Raw genomic sequence first — 20,249 nt, 5'->3', positions numbered from 1 at the left:
CCATCAGCTCAGCGGCCTTACTTGCCTCGCAACGCCCCTCCAGAACAAGGTTCAGTATCTGTGCTCTCTTCGCTTCTCGCTCGGTCAAATGTAGTCCTCTCATGGACTGACATATTCACTGAGCAGTTACCTACTGACAATATCACTGAGCAAAGACAGTCAGATACACTTTGCGTTGACACTCGGCCCAGCAGTGGGATATCATTTACGTCTGGGCTAATTGATGTGGCGACGTAGCTCAGAGGTTAGAGCGGGCGCTTCATAAGCGCTAGGTCATAGGTTCGACCCCTATCGTCGCCACCAACTTTTCTTCCGTTGTGAGGGCGTCTCAGCTACCCTGAGGAGCCGGTCTCGCGGCGGAGTCCCAGGCGTTTGGCTTCACGGGCGGTTAGCTCAGTGGTTAGAGCACTTGCTTCACACGCAAGGGGTCATTGGTTCAAATCCATTACCGCCCACCACTGAAAGCAGCCGCATGAATGCATGCCGAAATGGCGGAACTGGCAGACGCGCTACGTTCAGGGCGTAGTGTCCGCAAGGACGTGTGGGTTCAAATCCCTCTTTCGGCACCAGTAAGTTTAGCCCTCATCTGTCCCCAAAGCGGGACATCTTCTCCCTCAGGGAGAAGAGGAAATGGATGGGGCCTTGTATCACCGGCGCTTGTAGCTCAGTTGGATAGAGCGCAGCCCTGCGAAGGCTGAGGTCGTGGGTTCAAGTCCCGCCAAGCGCACCATCTACGTCAATCCTCGGCCCATCCAGAACGCCGCGCAACCCCGTGGGGGGTTAGCTCAGTTGGTTAGAGCATCTGCTTTACACGCAGAGGGTCAAAGGTTCGAGTCCTTTACCCCCCACCAGAGGCTCAAACAAGGTCCTCCCTTGTCACCTATTTAAGCGCCCCGTGTGCTACCAACGCTGCACATGGTTGCCGTTACAACGAAACTTGGGTAATATTGCCTCAAACCACGGTGATTGAACGGCATTCGTAGCTCCCAGGCTCACCCGCACTCTGCAGGCTTTCGTTTTTCGAATTCGGCCACCCAAATGGGTACGAAAGCTAACGCAAGGGGCGGGTTTGCGTTATAAGACATCAGTAAATATACTGAGGGCTACCCTTTTCCACTGGGAACTCGCCTCTTGCCAAGGAGGGCCATTTGGAAGACGCGGAGCGGGCCAGAGCCGGCGCTCAGAAGATCGTCGACAACGTCAAGAAGGTGATTGTAGGGAAAGAACGCGCAGTTGAGCTTGCTGTGGTGGCCATCACCTGCCAGGGCCACATTCTGATAGAAGACGTCCCGGGCGTCGGCAAGACGATGCTTGCGAAGAGCCTCGCCGTCTCGACGGGCGGGTCCTTCAAGCGTATTCAGTTCACCCCCGACCTCCTCCCCAGCGATATCACAGGCGTCTCCGTCTTCAACCAGAAGACCTCCGAGTTCGAGTTCAAGAAAGGCCCCATCCTTTCCCAGGTGGTACTGGCGGACGAGATCAACCGGGCCACTCCCAAGACGCAATCGGCGCTGCTGGAGGCAATGGAGGAGCGGCAGGTCACAGTTGAAGGTGTAACGTACCCGGTGCCGCGCCCGTTCACTGTTATGGCCACGCAGAACCCCATTGAGTACGAGGGCACCTTCCCTCTTCCCGAGGCCCAGCTCGACCGCTTTCTGCTGATGATCACGCTCGGCTACCCCACGCTGGAGGAAGAGCTTGCAATCGTCGGCAACCAGCAGCAGAAGCATCCGATCGAGGGTCTGCATGCGGTCGCCGGCCCTCAAGATATCATTGGTATACAGGATGCCGTAAAATCGATCTATGTGGATGACCTCATCCGGCAGTACATCGTGACCCTCATTGAGGCGACGCGCGTCCACCCGGATGTCGCGCTGGGTGCCTCGCCCAGGGGCTCGCTCGCGCTATTCAGGGGCGCTCAGGCGCTGGCACTGATACGCGGGCGCGACTTCGCTCTGCCGGACGACGTGAAGGATCTGGCCGTGCCGATGCTCGGCCACAGAATCATCGTCTCACCGTCCGCGAGGATGAGGGGAGTGAAGAGCAGGGATGTTGTGAAGGGCCTGATCGAGGAGGTTGCAGTCCCCGGGGCCCAGGCGAAAGGGTGGATCAGACGATGAAGCTGCACCGCTTCCGGGTGCAATTGCTGATGAGGTTATACCTCGTCATCGTCCTCATGGTTATCACGTTCGGCACCGGCCTTGCGACGGGCTTCAGCCTATTCTACAGGCTGCTCTATGTGCTGGTGCTCGCGGCCGTTCTGGGCTACGTGTGGACGTGGTTGATGCTGAAGCGCCTCGAAGTGAAGGTTGAAAGCCGGAGCCGGGAGGCGCGCGTCGGGGACGTTATCGAGGAAACGATCACAGCCCGGAACCACAGTGTAATACCCAAGCTGGCCCTGGAGTTCAAGGACCAGACCGACCTCCCGGGCAGCCTGGGTGGCATGGGCCTGAGCCTTGGCTCAAAGGGCTCCTCCACGTGGAGCATACAGACCCGTGCCCGCCGTCGTGGCACGTTCTTTATGGGGCCGATGAATGTCCGGAGCACGGACCCCTTCGGCCTGTTTGCCAGGGACAAGCAATTCGGCACGGTTGAGCACCTTACTGTCTATCCCCGCGTGCACCCGCTTCCTAACTTCGAGGTACCCTCCGCAGCCCTTTACGGCGATTCCGCCACCCGCCGCAGGTCCCACCACGTGTCGCCACACGCATCCAGCGTGCGAGAGTACGCCTTCGGAGACAGCCTGAGCCGCATTCACTGGAACAGCACCGCCAAGGTGGGCAAGCTGATGTCCAAGGAGTTCGACCTGGGAAGGGCGAGTGAGGCGTGGGTAGTTGTGGACCTGGACGCCAGCGTGCAGGCCGGCGATATGGAGGAGAGCACGGACGAGTACGCCGTCTCAATCGGGGCATCCCTGGCAAAGCGTTACCTCGACGGCAACCTCCCGGTGGGCATGGTGGCCTTCGGGGACGAGCGGTACTTCCTCCCGGCCGAGACCGGCGGCGCCCAGATGGACAGGATGCTCCGGTACCTTGCGCTTGCCAAGGCGGAGGGAGTCACGGCGATTAACGTCGCGCTGGCGAACTACGAGAGCCTCTTCCGCCATAATAGCTCCGTCCTGGTCATAACCTCTTCGCCCGACCCGGAATGGGTCGTGGCGGCGACCGAGCTGTCCCGGAGGGGGGTAAGGCTGGCGGCCGTATGGCTGGACGCGGCGACGTTCAAGGGCGAGGAGGGCAGCCCGGAGGTGCCGGACCGCCTCTACGCATCGGGCGTGCCCACTTACATCGTTAAGAAAGGCGACGAAATTTCCATCGCCCTTGGCTTTGCGAACAGGAAGGACGGCGTTCACAGAAACGGCACGGCGCGGCGAGGGTAGCAGAGGAGACGGGCATGAGTACGGCAAACCCGACTGTTTCTTATTCTCCAGGGGCGGACGCCGCCGCGAAGAGCGGCTCTCCCCTGAAATGGATCGCACGGGCCTCCCCGAAAGAGGGCTGGGACTGCTTTGTGTTGTTGGTCGCTGCCATCGGTGTCAGCGCCTGGACAGTCAGGGAGGCGAACTGGGTGCCCACGCCCGGACTGTACTGGGTACTTGTCCTTTCGGCCCTTACTGCATTGGGGCTGGCCAAGCTGAAGGTCTGGTGGCCGCTCCTTTTGATCGCAGGCGGCCTCATAGGCGTCTCTGTGGCAGCGTGGAACGCCGCCACGCTCGTTGTCGGCAAGGACCTGGTCCTGGGCTTCGTGGATGTATGGGACCGTACGTATGCCTGGCTGGATGCGGCCCGTACCGGCAGGATCAACACCGACCTGCTACCGTCCACGCTCTATCTGCTGCTCATCGCATGGACGCTTGGCTTCACAAGCTCCTGGTTTCTCTTTCGGTACTCTAATGTGTGGATTGGCCTTGTCCTGTCCGGAGTGGCCATTCTCACAACGCTGAGCTTCCTTCCTGACAACTACGCACCCCGCTTCTTCATCTTCCTGTTCATTTCAATTGTCCTGGTCGCTCGCGTAAGCTGGGTGCAACAGCAGGAAAGGTGGCGACGCGCAAGAGTCGGAGTGGTGCCAAACGTTGCAGTCCGGTGGTTCTCGCTTCCAATGCTCATGGTCGTCAGCGCCTTGTTGCTCACCCTCGCGGCCGTTATGCCACTGCGCGCCTATGTCTGGAACACGGCGGTCTCTGTCTGGAACACCGGGCGTGAGCCGATCACAGGGCTGGAGGACGACTTCTCACGCCTCTTCTCCGGGATCGCTTCCAAAAAAGACCTGAACGGACGTTTCTTCGGGGATACTCTGCCTTTTCAGGGCAAAATGTCTTTCGGGGGCGACATCGTTATGGTTACGGCGTCCGAGCTGCCGGCGTACTGGCTGTCCCGGACGTACGACACCTACTCGTCGCAGGGCTGGGTTGCCAGCCCAACAAAGAAGACGCTGGTGGGGCCGCAAGGGCTTCCTCCACCTCCTCACGAATCGTCTCGCAGGGAGCTGGCATTTCAGACCGTCGTTCTGACATTTGCTTCGGAGGAGCTCTTTTCCGGCGGCAATGTCGACTGGGTGAGCCACAACGCAATAGTTGAGACGCTCCCTCCGAAAGAGTTCACGATCAAGATTCATGACCCTTCCGGGGACGGCGCATTGCCTGAGGACGTTCGCGAGATCGCCCGCGATATCCGCAACAGGCTGGTATCGCCGCCGAGCCGCTTCGTGGAATCGCTCGTCATTGAGGTCCTGCCCGCAGACCTGCAGCTTGTTAAGGTGACTCCGGGCAGCGATGCGAAAGACTGGACACGCCAGGAGACCGTAACCATAGCCCGGAAGGAGCCGCAGGTGCCGGACGTGGTCGCGTGGCGGTTTGACGGCGAGCTGCCGGCGCAAACACCTTACACAATGTACTCTTACGTATCGAACGTGATGAATCTCGAGCTGAGAGAGGCGGGGGAGAACTACCCGCACACTATAACGGACCGTTACCTGCAGCTTCCGGCCTCCCTTCCGCAGCGCGTGAAAGACCTGGCGGCGCAGGTCGCCGCCGGCGCTGAGACGCCGCTGGACAAGGCGCTCGCCATCGAGAGCTACCTGCGCGAGACCGGCGGCTTAACCTACTCGCAGGATATAAGCGCGCCGCCAATGGGCGCAGACGGCGTGGACCACTTCCTTTTCGCCACGAAGACCGGGTACAGCGACTATTTCGCGTCCGCCATGACCGTCATGGCGCGCTCGGTCGGCGTTCCCGCCAGGATGGCTGCCGGGTATGCGCCCGGCGTTGCCGGCGTGAACCCGAACGAGCGTATCGTGAAAGACTCAGATAGCCACGGCTGGGTGCAGGTCTATTTCCCCGGACACGGCTGGCTGGACTTCGAGCCCACGACTCACTGGCCTCAAATTAACCGCGGTCCGGTCTCGGCGCTGGCAGAAAGGGCGCCCGAAGAAGGGCGTCCCCAGACCCTGCCGAACCCGAGCACGTCAATCGGCAGCGGGCAGCCTGAATGGATGGAGAACTGCCTCCTGGGACCGAACGATTTCATCGAGGACATAGTGGACCCGGCCCAGTGCCTAACGCCGGAGGAGTTTGCCGAGCTGCAGAACAGCCTGGAAGGCGATCAGGCGGCTGGAATTCAACTTGCAGATATGGCGCGGCCGCTCGCCATTATGCTGGCCATGATAGCGGCGGTCTGGATGGCGGGCTGGCTGATGTGGACGCGAGGCCTTGGCAAGGCCACCCCGGCAGAGCGCGCGTATATCAAGATGGGACGCCTGGGGGCTATAGCCGGCATCCGTCGCAGGCCGCACCAGACCCCGATGGAATACGCAAGGTCAATGGGCATTTTGCTGCCCGGCGCCTCGGCGCCCGCGACCACTGTCGCTGTGTCTTACGCGGCCGGAAGGTACGGGCCCAAGGCGGCCGCTCGCACCGCCGACCAGATCGGAATTGGCGGCATCGATATGGAACAGAGCGACAAGGCCAGGGAGCTTAACGGCCACTGGAAAGCAATTCGCCGCAGCCTCCTCGGCCGCATGATAAAGCGCATGGTGCCAAGGAGGCCGGCGACGGCGAAGCCCGCCTCAACGTAGTGTCACCCGAACGCTCTGGTTGACGGGGATTACGGACTTTGAGACCGTTCATCGTCAATCAGGGCGCTCAATAACGTTCACTCTTCTTCTAACGGCCAATGCCTCTCAACCACGACATTTTTGATACCCCGTTTGGATGGATAGGCGTGCTTGCATCGCCGTTGGGCATTCGCCGCGCGACGCTCCCGCAGCACACGCCGGACGAGGCCGTCGCGCAGCTTGGCCCGGAGGCGATAGGCTCTAGCTACGCGCCGGAGGGTTTCAACGGGTTTCGCCATGCCATGGAAGCCTACTTCCGCGGCGATCGGCCCGCCTTCGAAGACATCCCGCTGGACCTGGCCGGCGCGCCTCCTTTCCTGGCCGCGGCGTGGGCCGCGTGCCGGTCCATTCCCTATGGAGAGACCCGCAGCTACAAATGGCTGGCCGAGCAAGCCGGCAACCCCCGCGCCCTCCGCGCAGCAGGCCAGTCCATGGCCCGCAACCGCATACCCATCGTCATCCCGTGCCATCGCGTCCTCGCCTCCAGCGGCGCGCTCCACGGCTTCGGCAAAGGCGCGACTCAACTGGACCTCAAGGCGAAGCTGTTGGCGATAGAGCAGGGGAGCGGACGGCGCTTCTAGGTTCACGACGATGGCGACGTCACCTGCTTCACCTGCCACTGCCCCAACCCCGCCTGCAACGTCGGACAGGTCTCGATAGACATGGCCGAAGCGCAGCAGCGTGCCCCGGCAAACCACGCACCAGATCTGGTCCTCTCGCTGCTGGTGACCCAGGCAAGCCTTAATCGTCGGGGCAGCTTCAGAATGCCGTATCGTGTAGGGGCGCACTGCTGTGCGCCCCTACAAAAACAGCAGTGCGTCCCCAAATGACAAGGATCGAGCTGACCCGGGGAAGCCGATCTCTACATCAGCAGCGGACGGACCAGGCAGCGGCCTGCCGTGCCGAGGATGTTTTGGAGATCGCGCTCAAGTGTCTCGCTGATGTTCACCCGAAGGACCGGCCACTCCATCGTGATTATGCGGCCGTCCGTCGCGATTTCCAGGTTTACGGGGTCCTGGCCCTGGTGCTCGAGGAGGAGGCGGCGGATATCGTCCAGCAGCATCTGGTCGGCGTCCGTCTGGGCGGACTCGCGGATACGAACGGTCAGCAGGCGGGGGGAGTGGGGCTGGGGGCTGGGGGATGGGGACTGGCTAGCAGCCGGGCGCGCGCCGTTAGTTCCGCCGTTGGTGTAGGGCTTGGGAGCGCTGTTGCCGTTACCGTTCGGCTTGTGGAATCCATTTGCGCCGTTCACGGGACTGGCCGCCGCAGGCGGGGGCGCGACGACCTTCTCTCGCGGCCTCTCCTCCGAATGCGGCGCAACTTTCGCCTCGGCTGCTGCCATCTTGGGATCGGCGGCCCTTAGCTGACTGCCGACTACTGACTGCTGACTGCTGCCCTCTTCCACTGGCAGCTTGTAGATCTGCGCGCTTTGGCATGAAATGCTCGTCTCAGTATCCCGGACCCGTACGGTCCCGTTCACCGTGACCAGGTTGCCTGTTTGCATCACCGCTCGCACCTGCTCAACTGCGTTCTCCCAGACCAGCACTTCCAGATTGCCTCCAAGCAGCGCCAGGCTGACCTTAAGAAACTGCTTACCATCCCTGGTGGCGCGCTGCTCCACGCCGGACACCTGACCTCGCACGATCACCTTGTTGCGGTCCATCTCCGGAGTGATGTCCGAGCGCGACATGATTGCCTCGGAGCCACTGTAATAGGCCATGAGGTTTAGCATGTCGGCCCCGGAGAACGGGATGCCGAGCAGCTCCACCTCCCACGCCTGCTTTTCCGCTGAAGGCGTCGCGATCGCCGGAAGGTCGATCTTCGCCAGCCCCGCTGAGGCGGCCGGCGTGGAATCGCCGAACATCCCGAACATCGAAGTCTGGTTGGACGACTTCAGGCTGGACTCGCTCTGGGCCAGCCCCTGGATGCGGCCGATCGATTCCAGCAGCGCGCCCCTGTCACCGTAGTCGTCGAACGCGCCCGCCTTGATGAGGCTCTCCAGAGTCTTGCGGTTCATTCCGCCAATGTCCACGGAGCGGCAGAGGTCCTCAATCGTCGACGGCTTTTGCTCCGCCTTCGCCCGCGATGCGATGAATGAATCGATGACCGCCGATCCCACGTTCTTGATAGAGGAGAGGCCGACGCGCAGCGCCACAGTACCGTCTTCCTGTGTTTCGATGGCATATTGCGCCTGGCTCTTCCAGATGTGCGGCGGGTGGACAGGGATGCCCATGCGGCGGCACTCCACGATCGTCGCCGCCACCTTTTCCGAGAGGTCGGAGTATGCGTTGAGCAGGCAGACCATGTACTCCGGCGTGTAGTTCGCCTTGAGATAGCCCGTCCAGTAGGAAATGAAGCCGTAGCTGTAGCTGTGCGCCTTGTTGAAGGCGTACCCGGCGAACGGCTCTATGAGCGTGAATATCTGCTCGGCCAGTTCCTGGGTGTAGCCGAGCTTCACGGCGCCCTTCAGGAACTTGTCCTTTTCCTTGGCCATGATCTCCGGGTTCTTCTTGCCCATCGCCTTGCGGACGATGTCGGCCTCGCCGAGGGAGTATCCTGCGAAGGTGCGGACGATGAGCAGCACCTGGTCCTGGAAGACAATGACGCCGTATGTCTCCTCAAGGATGTCCTTGAGGGCAGGGTGGACGTACGTGACAGGGGCGCGGCCGTGCTTGGCGTCGATGAACGTGCTGATGTGCTCCATGGGGCCAGGGCGGTAGAGCGCGATCATCGAGGCGACGTCGCCCAGGGAGGTTGGCTTGAGCTCCTTGATGTACCGGGTCATCCCCGAGCCTTCAAGCTGGAACACGCCTACGGTGTCGCCGCGCGAGAGGAGGTCGAACGTGTTTCGGTCGTCGAGCGGGATGTCCTTGAGGTCGATCTTGATGTCGCGCGTCTTTTCGATCAGCTTCCGGGTCTTTGCGAGGATGGAGAGGTTGATGAGACCCAGAAAGTCCATCTTGAGCAGTCCGAGAGCCGCGACCGGCTCCATCGCGTACTGCGTCGTCGCGACGGTGCTGTCCTCCTCAGCCTTCGCGGGCCGCTGCAGGGGGACGAAGTCGTCGAGCGGGTCCTCGGAAATGACGACGCCCGCAGCGTGGGTGCTCGTGTTGCGGGTCACGCCCTCAAGGGAGCGCGCGGTGTCGACGAGGTTCTTGATGCCCTCATCAGCGTCGTACAGCTCCTTGAGCTCGGTGGAGGTCGCGAGGGCGTCGTCCAGGGTGATCTTGAGCTTGTTCGGCACAAGGCGGGCGATTCGGTCCACGTCGCCGTACGGCATCGCCAGCGCGCGGCCCACGTCGCGGATGGCGGCCTTGGGGCCGAGCGTGCCGAAGGTGATGATCTGCGCAACGTGCTCGCGGCCGTACCGCTCAACGACGTAGTTCAGGACCTCCTCGCGGCGGTCGTCCTGGAAGTCCATGTCGATATCGGGCATCTCCTTGCGCTCGATGTTCAGGAAGCGCTCGAAGACGAGCCGGTAGGTCATTGGGTTAACGTCCGTCACGCCCAGGCAGTAGAGCACCAGGCTGGCGGCCGCGCTGCCGCGAACGGCAAAGGCGATATCGCGGTCTCGGACGAACTTTGCGATGTCCCACACGACGAGGAAGTAGTTGGCGTACTTGGTGTACTTGATGACGCTGAGCTCGTACTCCAGCCGCTTGAGGTCTTCTGAAGAGGCGTTAGGTATCCGGCGCGCCAGCCCCTCCTCGCAGATCTTTTCAAGGTACTTCTGGGCCGTCAGACCTCCCGGGACCTTGTACTGGGGCAGGTGGAGCCTGGTGAAGTCCAGCTCCATCGTGCACATCTCGGCAATCTTCATCGTGTTGGAGATGGCGCCCGGCAGCTCCGGGTACATCGCCGACATCTCTTGCGGGCTCTTGAGGTAGTAAGAGTCGTCCTCCATCCGCATCCGCTTGGGGTCATTGACGTTGGTGTTCGTCTGGATGCAGATGAGGATGTCCTGCAGGCGGGCGTCCTCTTTGTTGATGTAATGCACGTCATTAGTAGCAACCAGGGGGATGTCGACGCTCTTGTTGATCTCCAGGAGGCCCTTGTTGATCTCCGGGAGCTCCGGCACGCCGGTGTGCTCCATCAGCTCAAGGTGGTAGGCCGGGAAGCGATCGCGGTACCAGGCGGCGACCTTCTTCGCCTCGTCCATGCGGCCGTGGGTAATCAGGCGCGGCACCTCGCCGCTGGGGCAGCCGGAGAGGATGATCAGGCCTTCGAGGTGCTTCTCCAGGAGCTCGCGGTCTATGCGGGGCTTGTAGTAGAAGCCTTCCAGGTGCGACTTTGTGACGAGCTTGACGAGGTTGGCGTAGCCGGTGTTGTTGTGCGCCAGCACCGTCATGTGGTACGGCTTTTCCTGCGACGTCCGGTCGTGCCGGCTGCCGGGGGCGACGTACATCTCGCAGCCGATGATCGGCTTGACCCCCGCCTTCTTGGCAATGCGATAGAAGTCGATTGCGCCGTAGAGGCCGCCGTGGTCGGTCATGCCGAGGGCGTTCATTCCAAGCTGCTTTGCGCGGTCCACCAGCTTGTCCAAGAAGCACAGGCCGTCCAGGAGGCTGTACTCAGTGTGGACATGCAGGTGAGTGAACGACACGGGACCTCCGGGCAGAGCGGAAATCAATTCGAGGCAGGCGCCTACCGACACCATACCCCATACCGTTACAAGCCCATTTTACTCTCAATTGAGTGTAAAAGATTGGCCTGGCAGGGGCAAACATTATAGCAGTGGCGCAGCTACGAACCAGCAAGAGGAGAAGTCTCGGAATAATCGTGAATTTTCTCTTGACACGAGTCTCGCCATCCGGGTCCGTGAAATATGGTTGAGCGGCGGGTACGGCGGGCAGGCGGGCGTATTCGCCGGAGTAGGCCGAACGGCCGGGAGGAGAAGAGGCTAGCGTTGCGTTGACTGTCAGTGAGGGCAGCCGTATCATCGGTTCATGGATATTTCCGAGCGAGAAGCTGCGGCCTCTGCACCTCTATCATCCCCATCGCTGGTCGGCATCCTTCCCGGACTGCTGCTCACGATGCGACCGAAGCAGTGGACCAAGAACCTGCTGGTCTTCTTCGCCCTTTTCTTCACGATCGATGAGCACTGGGACCCGTCCGTTCCGGCCATTATGGCCAACCTGGTGATACGGACGTTCCTGGCGTTTGTCCTCTTTTCGATGATCAGCGGCGCCGTCTACATCGTCAACGATATTCTCGATGTCGATAAGGACCGCGCGCACCCTAAGAAGCGCTTCCGGCCAATACCCTCGGGCCGGGTGCCGGTCTCGCTTGCACTGGCGGCCGCGGTGATTATTTCAGTGGCGAGCGTCGCACTCTCCTTCTTGCTGGCGATGGAGTTCGCGTGGGTAGCCCTTGGATACCTTGTGCTCATGTTCTCCTACTCGCTGTGGCTCAAGCACGTGGTCCTGCTGGACGTGTTTGCAATCAGCGCCGGATTCGTCCTTCGCGCCGTAGCGGGCGCCGCCGTCCTCCAGGTGCCGATATCGCCATGGCTGTACACCTGCACGGGCCTGGGCGCGCTGTTGATCGCGCTGGCCAAGCGCCGCAGCGAGCTGGTTGCGGCCGGGGAGGGCGCGAGCAAGCAGCGGCAGACACTCGAGATGTACACGCCACACCTTCTGGACCAGTTCATCGCCATCGTTGCCCCGTCCACCCTGCTGGCCTACACGCTTTACACCTTCACGGCGTCGAACCTGCCGGCCAATCATGCCATGATGTTGACCATCCCATTCGTAGTCTACGGCCTCTTCCGGTACCTGTATCTGGTGCACGCGCGAGGCGTGGGCGAAAACCCCGAGGACATCATAATCACAGACAAGCCGCTGATCATCTCCGTCGTTTTGTGGCTCGGCACCGCCGCGGCCGTGCTCGCGGTGTTCCGCTAGCGCCTGTTTAGCCTCTCCGCCCGCTCCTATGCTACACTCTCCCCCATAGTCCAGCGATGGAGTGTAACCCGTGGTCCCTCCAGGTGAAATTTTCGGCCTCGTACCCACATGGGCAGGCGTCTATTTGCTCACTGTTTTGATGTTCGGCCTTGCCGGCATTGTGCTTTACGGGCGCGTCGTGAAGCTGATCCTGCTGGGCGAGCCTTCCGGGCGCTTTGACCGGCCAATGGAGCGCTTTCTCGGCGCAATGCCGCTCGTCTTCGGCCAGAAGAAGGTGCTGCAGCGCACGGACATCAAGCGCGACAGGGCAGGGCTGGCCCACTTCTTCATCTTCTGGGGCTTCCTCTCGTTCTCGCTAAGCTACGCCATATTCATCTTCGCCGATTCCCTATGGCCGGATTTCTCCCGCACCCTGCTCACCGAAACCGGCGTACGCCTGTACGCGACCTACCTTGACCTTCTTGCAGTCGGGTTCCTGATCGTCCTGGGGTGGGCGGCGCTGCGCCGATGGGTCTTCACCCCGCGGCGGCTTTCCTTTGATCTCACACAGAAGCCCGAAGCCGCGATCATTCTGGGACTCATAACGCTGCTCATGGTGCTGACGCTCCTGACCGACGCGCTCTACGTCGCATCCGGCGGGACCGGGCCGGCAGGAAAGACCATCGTAGGCCACGCAATAGGAGAGGCGCTGAGCGGCGTCCTGAGCGATGGCGCCGCCGGGACGCTCCACGCCGTCGCCTGGTGGGCACACCTGGGGATCATCCTCGGGTTCGCGGTCTACATACCCATGTCCAAGCACATGCACCTGCTCGGGACCCCCCTGAGCTTCTTCATGCGCGATCTTGCGCCGATGGGCACGCTTTCCACCCCGAAAGACCTTGAGACGATGGACACCTTCGGCGCGGAGAACGTGAAGCAGTTCACGTGGAAGCAGCTCCTGGACGGCTACGCCTGCGCCGTCTGCGGCCGCTGCACCGATAGCTGCCCGGCCAATATCAGCGGCAAGATCCTCTCACCCATGCACGTTGCCGAAGGGCTCAAGGATCAGCTTATCGAGGAAGGCGGGCGAATCCTCAAGAACTATGAAGGCGGACCCGGGCCGACGCCGTTTATCGGTCGTCTCGTGCAGCCGGAGGCGCTGTGGGACTGCCTCACCTGCGGCGCGTGCGAGCAGGAGTGTCCCGTTGGCGTGGAGCACATCGACAGCATCATCGACATGCGCCGCCACCTGGTGATGGAGAAGTCGGAGATGCCGGAGACGGCGATGAACGCATTGATGAATATGGAGCAACGTGGCCACCCATGGCGCGGCACCACCTTCAGCCGCACCGACTGGGCGAACGGCCTCGAAATCAAGACGCTGGCAGACCACCCAACGGCGGAGATTCTGTTCTGGGTCGGCTGCACCGGCGCGCTGGAGCAGCGCAGCCAGAAGATCGCGCGGTCGATGGCGTCCGTCCTCAAGCGCGCGGGCGTGGACTTCGCCATTCTAGGCAACGAAGAGGAGTGCACAGGCGACCCGGCGCGGCGCATGGGTAACGAGTACCTGTACCAGACGATGGCCCAGCAGAACATCGAGGTCTTCAAGCAGTACAACGTCAAGAAGATCGTCACTATCTGCCCCCACTGCTTCAACGTCATCAAGAACGAGTACCCGCACCTGGCCGGCAATTACGAGGTCGTCCACTACACCCAGTTCGTCGCCGGCCTAATCGCGCAGGGGAAGATCAAACCGGTCGTCGAGCTGAACACGACAATGGCCTATCACGACTCTTGCTACCTGGGCCGCCACAACGGCGTGTACGACGCCCCGCGCGACATTGCTAACGTCATTCCCGGCCTGAAGCTGGTGGAGATGACGCGGTGCAAGGACCGCGGCTTCTGCTGCGGCGCGGGCGGCGGCCACATGTGGATAGAGGAGAGCAGGGGACGGCGGGTCAACCACGTTCGCACTGAACAGTTCCTGGAGACGAAGGCGGACACCGTCGGCGTCTCCTGCCCCTTCTGCCTCCAGATGTTCAACGAGGGCATCCAGTCCAACCCCAACGCCCAGCAAAAGCAGGCGAAGGACCTCATTGAGATGGTGGAGGCAAGCCTGGGCAAGCAATAGAACAGAGTGCGAACTAGTACCGCCTGTGGTACTATAAGCGAGGCGAAATGACGCAGATTGAGAAGCTAATACGGAGGCTGATGTCAAAGCCTCCCGATATGGACTTCGAAGATGTTCGTAAAGTTATGGAACACTTCTGATGGACCATGGAGAGACAGCGAGGCAGCCACGTTGCGTTTACCAAGCCTGGACGGAGGACACTTCCGGTTCCTCTCCAGTCGGGTAGGTACGTGGCGCGGCCGTACCTGGCTCTTTTTATCAAGTCGGTGATTCTGGACGGGAAAGATGCTTAAGAAGGCGTCTCTGGACCGAAAGCCTCTCGACTACTATCTGAAGCTCAACTATCCCTTTGAGGTTGTTGTCGACCCGGACCAGCCAAACGGGGCGTACGTTGTCGTTTTTCCTGACCTGCCCAATTGCTTTACGCAGGCAGATAGTCTTGAGGAGCTCCCGCAAATGGCCAGAGAAGCCCGGGAGCTCTGGATAGAGGTCGAATACGAACGTGGCCACGACATTCCTGAACCCTCCTACTCCGAGGAGTACAGCGGCAAGTTCAACGTCCGCGTGCCGACGTCCCTCCACCGGTCGCTGGCGGAGGCTGCGAAGAAGCAGGATGTGAGCCTCAACCAGTATGTGGTGGACATACTTTCGCGCGGGGACGTGCAGGCGCGGATAGAGCGGCGGCTGGATGAGATCGAGGCACGGCTGGACGGCGTAGCGCCGGTGAAGCGTTCTATGGTGGCGGAGTCGAAGGCGGAGTACGATGTCAGGCCCGCCCGTAAGAAAGCGCGCAAATCGGCAGGTTGATTGTTTGTTCTGATTCAGGTATATTTGCGTTCTAATCGAAACGTCGTCCCTGCCCCTGAATTTGCCGGGAGGGTCCTATGCCGGTCTCCGCACACGACATCCTCTCGGCCCTCAAGTCCCACTTCGGCTATGACCGCTTTCTGCCGCTACAGGAAGAGATTATCGGCCACGTCCTCGCCGGCAAAGACGCGCTTGTCCTCATGCCTACCGGCGGCGGCAAGTCGCTGTGCTACCAGCTTCCCGCGCTGTGCCTGGATGGTGTTACCATCGTCGTCTCGCCGCTGATATCGCTGATGAAGGACCAGGTGGACGCGCTGAAGGCGAACGGCATCGCCGCCGAGTTCGTGAACAGCACGATGCGCGCGGCCGATATCGCCGGCGTCCAGCGACGGGCAATGGCGGGGCGGGTGAAGATTCTGTACGTCGCTCCCGAGCGCCTCGCCATCCCCGACTTCAGGCGCTTCCTCGGGGCGATTAAAATCAGCCTCGTCGCCATCGACGAGGCGCACTGCATCTCCGAGTGGGGCCACGACTTCCGGCCGGACTACCGCAACCTCAAGGGGCTGCGAGACGAGTTCCCGCGGGTGCCCGTTACAGCTCTCACCGCCAGCGCGACTCCTCGCGTGCGCGACGATATCATCGAACAGCTCGCAATCGGCGCGGCCCGCACCTTCCAGTCCAGCTTCAACCGGGCCAACCTCTCTTATGAGGTCGTCCCGAAGCGAGAACCATTTACCACGCTCCTCACGCTCCTGGAAAAACACAGGGGTGAGCCCGCAATCGTTTACTGCTTCTCCCGAAAGGATACCGATGCGCTCGCCGCCGACCTGGTCGCGCGCGGGCACAACGCCCTGCCTTACCACGCAGGGCTGGACGCCGCCGTACGCCAGGACAACCAGGAAAAGTTCATCCGCGACCAGGTGCCCGTAGTCGTCGCCACCATCGCGTTCGGCATGGGCATCGATAAGCCGGATGTGAGACTTGTGGTTCACTACGATCTGCCCAAAAGCCTTGAAGGCTACTACCAGGAGACCGGCCGCGCAGGGCGCGACGGCCTGCCGGCCGAGTGCCTGCTGTTCTACTCATATGGCGACAGCGCGAAGCATGAGTATTTCATCGACCGGATTGAGGATCCAGCGGAGCGCGGAAACGCCCGCGCTAAGCTGGGTCAGATGGTCAGGCTGGCAGAGTCTACGTCGTGCCGCCGGGCGTACCTGCTGGAGTACTTTGGCGAGACTTACGACCAGGATAACTGCAAGTCTTGCGACGTGTGCCTCGCCCCTGCCGAGGAGTTCGACGGCACCGAGATCGCCCAGAAGGTGGTCTCTGCCGTCGTCCGCACCGGCGAGCGCTTCGGCGCTGTCCACGTAATAGACGTCCTGCGCGGCGGCAACACGAAGAAGATACGGGACTTTGGACACGACCAGCTGTCGGTCTACGGCATCGTGAAGGACTTTTCAAGGGAAGACCTTGTGACGATTGTCCAGCAGCTCCTCCGCAAGGGCATCCTGGAAAAGAGCGCGGACGAGTTCCCGGTCCTCAGAGTGTCATCGTCCGGTTGGTCGTTCCTGAAGAATCGCGAAAGAATGGTCCTGGTCCGCCCCCGCCAGGCCCCGACGCATTCGGCGGCGCCCGTGGCGGAGGTCGCCTTCGACCGCGGCCTGTTCGAGCGCCTGCGGAGCCTCCGAAAGCAGATAGCGGAGTCGCGTGGTGTTCCCCCATTCGTCATCTTTGGAGACGTGGCCCTTCAGCAGATGTCTTTCTATGTGCCGCAAAGCCATGACAGTTTTGCGATGATCAGCGGCGTGGGCCGGGAGAAGCTGGCGCAGCTTGGCGACGCATTTTTAGGCGAGATACGCCGCTACGCCGCCGAGCACGGCCTGCAGGAGCGTCCCAACCGCTCCAGACCGGAGCGAAAGGGACGCCCGGACTCCGGGCCCAGCGAACGGCACATGGAAACGCGGGCCCTGATCGAACAGGGGCTCTCCATACAGGAAGTCGCATCGCGGCGGGGGCGAAGCCCGGCAACCATCATGGAGCACCTGGAGACGCTCGTGAGGCAGGGTGTGCAGGTCCGCATCGACCACCTCCTGCCACCCCGGGACCGGGTCACGCGGATCGTGGAGGCTTTCAAGACCACCGGGACTCCGACGCTCACGCCTGTGCGGGAGCTGCTTGGTGAAACGTATACTTTCGATGAAATCCGGACAGTGCGACTCATGGTTACTCAGGCACAGGCGCCCGCGCCGAATAACAGCCCCGTGTAATAAGGCTCATGTCCGGCGCGTTTCGAAATCACAGCGTCATGTGATGCGCGTTGCAGCGACTTTTCGCTATCATCCATGAATATTATGGACAACATGCAGGACGGCCGACGCGGATGGCCGCCGGCACCCTGCGAAACAACCGGAAAGGAGCGCGTCATGGTCAGGAAAACAGGGCTCCTTGCGTTTGCCCTGGGCCTGCTCTCGGTCTTCATCGGCGCGGCGACATCCTCCACTGCCACCAACACCGTGTATCTCGTTCAGATAGACGGCCCAATAGACTCCATGGTCGCCAAGCGCGTTGCGCGGGGCATAGACCGCGCAGAGTCCGAGGACGCGCGCCTTGTCGTCATCCAGATGGACACGCCCGGCGGCCTTGTCGTCTCGACACGTGATATCGTGGCCTCCATACTTGCCTCCGATGTTCCGGTGGCGGTTTTCGTGGCACCCGGCGGGGCGCAGGCAGCATCCGCCGGCACATTCGTTACCGCCGCCGCCAATTTCGCCGTTATGGCCCCCGGCACCAACATTGGCGCAGCATCTCCCATAAACGGCGACGGGGGCGACATTGAGGGAACACTCGGCCGGAAGGTAAACGAGGACACCCGCGCCTTCATCCGCAGCATAGCTCAGGAGCGGGGCCGAAACGGTGCCGCGCTCTAGGAGACGGTCTCGCTCGCGTGGTCGTTCTCCACCACCGAGGCGCTGGACGCCGGGATCATCGACTTCACCGCCCACGACCTTAACGAGCTGCTGGCGCTGGTCGATGGGCGCACGGCGCGGACGGCCTCGGGCGAGGTGACGGTGAGCGTCGCGGGAGCGAGTATCAGCAGTGTCGAGCCGACGATACTGGACAACATCATCGGCTTCCTCGCGAACCCTAACATCGCATTTCTGCTCTTCGTGATCGGCGGCGTTGCCATCATCATCGAGATCGCCACGCCGGGTCTGATCGGCCCGGGAATTGTCGGCGGCATATGCATCGCCCTGGGGCTGGTCGGCTTCGGCAACCTCCCCGTAAACTGGATAGCCGTGGGTCTTCTGGTCTTCGCAATGGTCCTCTTTTACCTCGAAGTCCACATCGACGGCCACACGGTCCTCGGCGTCGGCGGCGTGGTTGCCCTGGTCCTCGGGGGGCTGCTCCTGTTCGGCGGCTACTTTTCGGCCCCGGACTTCCCTGAGCCAAGCCTCCGCGTAAGCCTGTGGATAATCGGCGCCATGGCGGCAATCGCGCTGACCACTTTCGCCGTGTTCTTCAGGTTCGCAAGGCAGGACGTCGGCAGCAACACGGGGAACATTGACCCTTCCGAACTGGAGATCATTGGGGAATGGGGCATATCGTTAACGGACCTGCGTCCCTCCGGCAAGGTAATGGTCAACGGTCGCGAGTACGTAGCGGCGGCGGACTACACCGAGGGTTTCATTCCCAAGGACGAGCATATCCAGGTAACAGGCGTCTACCGCGACGTCCTGAAGGTTGAGAGGATGGTCAAGGAGCCCAGGCTCCCGCAAGGCAAGCCCTAATCTGGCAGAAGGAGACGCACGATGGCCGGTTTTCACAAGGTAGGTCCAAACGAGGCCCTGATCGTATCCGGCGGTACAAAACTGCGGAAGATCAAGGTCGGTGGCCGCTCATTTGTCATTCCGATCCTTGAGAAGCCCCAGGTGCTGTCGCTGGAGGTTATGACGCTGAACGTCGTCACCGAGCGCGTCTACACTCAAGAAGGCGTGGCGGTTTCCGTGGACGGCGTGGCGCAGGTGAAGGTTGGCAGGAGCGAGGAGGCGATAAGGACGGCGGCGGAGCAGTTTCTTGGCAAGTCCCGCAGGAAGTCGCGCGCATCGCTCTGCAGACCCTTGAGGGCCAGCAGCGCGCCATCCTGGGCACAATGACGGTTGAGGAGATCTACCGCGACCGCGCCACATTCGCCGACAAGGTGCGCGAAGTTGCCCACACCGACATGACCAATATGGGCATGGAGATCGTGAGCTTTACCATCCACGATATCCAGGACTCCCACGGCTACCTGGAGGCGCTGGGCAAGAAGCGCACCGCGGAGGTGAAGCGCGATGCCGCCATCGGCGAGGCTGAGGCCGCGCGCGACGCGGGCATCAAGGCCGCCCAGGCCGAGCAGGTGCGCCAGGCGGCCAAGTTCGCTGCCGACACGCAGATCGCTGAATCGCAGAAGGACTTCTCAACGCAGAAGGCTTCGTACGACCAGGAGGTAAACGCCAGCAAGGTCGAGGCCGAGCTGGCGTACCAGCTCCAGGCGGCGAAAACGAAGCAGACGATCAGGTCCGAAGAGCTGCAGATCGACGTTGTCGAACGCCAGAAGCAGATTCAGATACAGGACCAGGAGATACTGCGCCGGCAACGCGAGCTGGATGCAACGGTCAGAAGGCCGGCGGAGGCGGAGCGCGACAAGCTGATGATCGTCGCCGAGGGCAACAAGCGGCGCGTGGAGATCAGCGCCGATGCAGAAAAGTACCAGCTCGAGGCGCTCGCCGCGGGCAACAAGGCCCGGGCGATCGCAGAGGCGGAGGCCCAGGCCCAGTCGATACGCCTGCACGGCCAGGCAGACGCGGACGCCATTCGCCTGCGCGGCGAGGCGGAGGCGGACGCCATCCGTGCGAGAGGACTCGCAGAAGCCGAGGCGATGCAGAAGAAGGCCGAGGCCTGGAAGGAGTACGGGCAGGCGGCCCTGGTCCAACAGATTTTCCAGTCGTTGTCTGAGCTCGCAAAGGCCGTCGCTGAGCCACTGGCAAAGACGGACAGCATTGTCGTAATTAGCAATGGAGGCAGTAACGGTGACGGTGCGGGCGCGAGCAAGGTCACGCGCGACGTCTCCAACACGATCGCTCAGCTGCCCGCTCTCGTGGAGTCGCTCACAGGCATAGACATAATCAAGACCCTCAAGAACCTGCCCGGCGTCATGACGTCGCAGAACGGTGGCGCTCACGGGGCGGACGAGGTGGACGCGGACGGCACCAGGAGCGGGTAGACGAAGTCGAGGTATCTGTGTAGCTGCACAGCATGCTGTGCATTAATACCGG

13 protein-coding genes and 5 tRNA genes are annotated in these 20,249 nt (G+C 61.7%); 17 read left to right on the top strand and 1 reads right to left on the bottom strand.

Going from position 1 to position 20,249, the window contains the following annotated elements; genetic code table 11:
• Nucleotides 1-227: 227 nt before the first annotated feature.
• The 9 genes from FJ319_01100 to FJ319_01060 all read left to right on the top strand — a co-directional run bounded on the left by FJ319_01100 (nt 228) and on the right by FJ319_01060 (nt 6,695).
• Nucleotides 228-303: transfer RNA gene (locus FJ319_01100), tRNA-Met, on the top strand.
• Between the two features lie 79 nt (nt 304-382).
• Nucleotides 383-458: transfer RNA gene (locus FJ319_01095), tRNA-Val, on the top strand.
• Between the two features lie 24 nt (nt 459-482).
• Nucleotides 483-569 (top strand) — tRNA-Leu (locus FJ319_01090).
• Between the two features lie 84 nt (nt 570-653).
• Nucleotides 654-730 (top strand) — tRNA-Arg (locus FJ319_01085).
• A gap of 44 nt (nt 731-774) precedes the next feature.
• A tRNA-Val gene (locus FJ319_01080) sits at nt 775-851 on the top strand.
• Between the two features lie 297 nt (nt 852-1,148).
• On the top strand, nt 1,149-2,120 hold the full coding sequence (locus tag FJ319_01075) for a MoxR family ATPase (GenBank protein ID MBM3932895.1): 972 nt from the start codon (nt 1,149-1,151) through the stop codon (nt 2,118-2,120).
• Nucleotides 2,105-3,379, top strand: a complete 1,275-nt coding sequence (locus FJ319_01070; protein ID MBM3932894.1) for a DUF58 domain-containing protein — start codon at nt 2,105-2,107, stop codon at nt 3,377-3,379. The genes FJ319_01075 and FJ319_01070 overlap by 16 nt, the downstream gene beginning before the upstream one ends.
• A gap of 14 nt (nt 3,380-3,393) precedes the next feature.
• Nucleotides 3,394-6,075 (top strand): hypothetical protein, encoded by a 2,682-nt coding sequence (locus FJ319_01065; GenBank protein MBM3932893.1) that lies wholly within the window; start codon nt 3,394-3,396, stop codon nt 6,073-6,075.
• Between the two features lie 98 nt (nt 6,076-6,173).
• A complete protein-coding gene (locus FJ319_01060; protein MBM3932892.1) occupies nt 6,174-6,695 on the top strand; it encodes a methylated-DNA--[protein]-cysteine S-methyltransferase in 522 nt (173 codons plus the stop codon).
• Between the two features lie 281 nt (nt 6,696-6,976).
• Here FJ319_01060 and dnaE read toward each other — a convergent pair whose 3' ends face one another.
• Nucleotides 6,977-10,771, bottom strand: coding sequence for a DNA polymerase III subunit alpha (gene dnaE / locus FJ319_01055; protein ID MBM3932891.1), 3,795 nt, complete (start codon nt 10,769-10,771; stop codon nt 6,977-6,979).
• Nucleotides 10,772-11,060: 289 nt separating this feature from the next.
• Between dnaE and FJ319_01050 the strand changes: the two genes are divergently transcribed.
• The 8 genes from FJ319_01050 to FJ319_01015 all read left to right on the top strand — a co-directional run bounded on the left by FJ319_01050 (nt 11,061) and on the right by FJ319_01015 (nt 20,197).
• Nucleotides 11,061-12,017: a decaprenyl-phosphate phosphoribosyltransferase gene (locus tag FJ319_01050; GenBank protein MBM3932890.1), complete on the top strand. Its 957-nt coding sequence runs from the start codon at nt 11,061-11,063 to the stop codon at nt 12,015-12,017.
• A gap of 124 nt (nt 12,018-12,141) precedes the next feature.
• Nucleotides 12,142-14,127, top strand: coding sequence for a (Fe-S)-binding protein (locus FJ319_01045; protein MBM3932889.1), 1,986 nt, complete (start codon nt 12,142-12,144; stop codon nt 14,125-14,127).
• Between the two features lie 285 nt (nt 14,128-14,412).
• Nucleotides 14,413-14,934 carry a toxin-antitoxin system HicB family antitoxin gene (locus tag FJ319_01040; protein ID MBM3932888.1) on the top strand — a complete coding sequence of 174 codons (522 nt, stop codon included), beginning with the start codon at nt 14,413-14,415 and terminating at the stop codon, nt 14,932-14,934.
• A gap of 77 nt (nt 14,935-15,011) precedes the next feature.
• Nucleotides 15,012-17,201: a DNA helicase RecQ gene (gene recQ, locus FJ319_01035; GenBank protein MBM3932887.1), complete on the top strand. Its 2,190-nt coding sequence runs from the start codon at nt 15,012-15,014 to the stop codon at nt 17,199-17,201.
• 75 nt (nt 17,202-17,276) lie between these two features.
• The gene (locus tag FJ319_01030; GenBank protein MBM3932886.1) at nt 17,277-17,861 is read left to right on the top strand and encodes a hypothetical protein; all 585 of its coding nucleotides are present in this window, start codon (nt 17,277-17,279) and stop codon (nt 17,859-17,861) included.
• Nucleotides 17,862-18,002: 141 nt separating this feature from the next.
• Nucleotides 18,003-18,722: a hypothetical protein gene (locus FJ319_01025; protein ID MBM3932885.1), complete on the top strand. Its 720-nt coding sequence runs from the start codon at nt 18,003-18,005 to the stop codon at nt 18,720-18,722.
• Between the two features lie 21 nt (nt 18,723-18,743).
• Nucleotides 18,744-19,088 (top strand): flotillin family protein, encoded by a 345-nt coding sequence (locus tag FJ319_01020; GenBank protein MBM3932884.1) that lies wholly within the window; start codon nt 18,744-18,746, stop codon nt 19,086-19,088.
• The gene (locus FJ319_01015) at nt 19,085-20,197 is read left to right on the top strand and encodes a flotillin family protein (protein MBM3932883.1); all 1,113 of its coding nucleotides are present in this window, start codon (nt 19,085-19,087) and stop codon (nt 20,195-20,197) included. Before FJ319_01020 ends, FJ319_01015 begins: the two co-directional genes overlap by 4 nt.
• The last annotated feature ends 52 nt before the right edge of the window (nt 20,198-20,249 follow it).

The organism is SAR202 cluster bacterium (assembly GCA_016872355.1).
GTDB lineage: Bacteria > Chloroflexota > Dehalococcoidia > Lucifugimonadales > VGZY01 > VGZY01.
This window is presented reverse-complemented; position numbering and strand designations above follow the sequence as displayed.